The organism is Streptomyces sp. NPDC037290, from assembly GCF_055603245.1.
This window is the reverse complement of the sequence record NZ_JBVJVZ010000159.1, coordinates 1-1,253: the sequence shown is the minus strand read 5'-3', so window position 1 is coordinate 1,253 and position 1,253 is coordinate 1. Positions and strand designations below refer to the sequence as shown.

1 protein-coding gene and 1 pseudogene are annotated in these 1,253 nt (G+C 67.8%); both read left to right on the top strand.

The window, feature by feature from the left end; all coding sequences use genetic code 11:
- Positions 1 to 213: 213 nt before the first annotated feature.
- On the top strand, positions 214 to 930 hold the full coding sequence (locus tag ACZ7HQ_RS45635) for a L,D-transpeptidase family protein (RefSeq protein ID WP_030576047.1): 717 nt from the start codon (positions 214 to 216) through the stop codon (positions 928 to 930).
- 167 nt (positions 931 to 1,097) lie between these two features.
- Positions 1,098 to 1,253, top strand: a pseudogene (locus ACZ7HQ_RS45630) (RNA polymerase subunit sigma-70); the annotation flags it as partial.

Genomic DNA, 1,253 nt, shown 5'->3' with positions numbered 1-1,253 from the left:
GGGCGGAGTCGCCCGGCACTGCTCGGACCGTCATCGAAAACACCTCGTCGTGAACGCGCGGATCTTGAACCAGGCGAACCTACGGCCTTCCGGTCGGCCGCTCCACCGGTTTTCGGGACGCAACCGAGACCTGTCGGCGCGCAACCACCGCTCCCCTTCGTACGTCTACCAGGCGTAACCACAAAACCACTGTGGGCGAAGGGGAGTTGCCGCATGGGAGACATGGCGAAGACATCCGGCAGACGGCTGCGACGGGGGGTGGCGTTGTCCGTCGCCGGACTGGTGGCCGCTCCGGCCCTGGTCCTGGGCAGCGGCACCGCCGCCCACGCGGCGTCCTGCACGAAATCGGTGGGGCCCCACCAGAAGCAGGTCGAGAAGTTCCTCAAGCGGCCCGTGGACGGCAAGCAGTCGACGGCCGACTGCAAGGCGATCCAGAAGTTCCAGAAGGCCCACGGGATCACCCCCACCATCGGCTACGCCGGTCCGCTGACCTGGCGCACGATGAACACGATGCTCGCCCAGAAGGCGGCCGGGAAGAACCCCAACAAGGCGGGGAAGTGCCCCACCAACAAGGGGCGCATCGCCTGTGTCGACCTGACCCGGCAGCTGAGCTGGATCCAGGACGGCAAGAAGCTGAAGTACGGTCCGGTGCCGGTGCGGACCGGGCGGGACGGCGCGGAGACCCGGACCGGGGCCAAGAAGATCTACTGGCGCAACATCAAGCACTGGTCGACCATCTACAAGGTCTGGATGCCGTACTCCCAGTTCTTCGACGGCGGCCAGGCGTTCCACTCGGTCACCAAGTCCATGTACAACCCGCCGGGCTCCGGCGGGTGCGTCAACATGCGGCCCGCCGACGCGAAGGCATACTGGAAACTGCTGAAGAACGGCGACGACGTGTACGTGTACGGGCGCAAGCCCGGGACCTGAGCGAGGCTGGGCGCGTCCCGAGGGGTGCCGGACGGATCGTGGCCAAAGCCACGGCCTCCGGTACCCCCCTTGTTCGTCCTGCGCCCGGCTGTCAGTGGCCTGCGGTAGCTTCCGACGTACCGGGTGACGGGTGCCACAGCGCGAGGGCGCGCGACAGGGGTGGAGCGATGAGCGATCTGACCACGACGACGGCCATGGGAGCGGCGGCCGATAAGCCGGATGCGGCCGGGATCGACAGCTGCCTGGAAGGGCACCGGGTCGAGCTGACGGGGTACTGCTACCGGATGCTCGGGTCCGCCTTCGAGGCCGAGGACGCGGTGCAG

What these genes read in the sequence shown, in the direction of transcription:
- ACZ7HQ_RS45635 (WP_030576047.1), top strand. Translation starts at nt 214, where the DNA reads ATGGGAGACATGGCGAAGACATCCGGCAGACGGCTGCGACGGGGGGTG.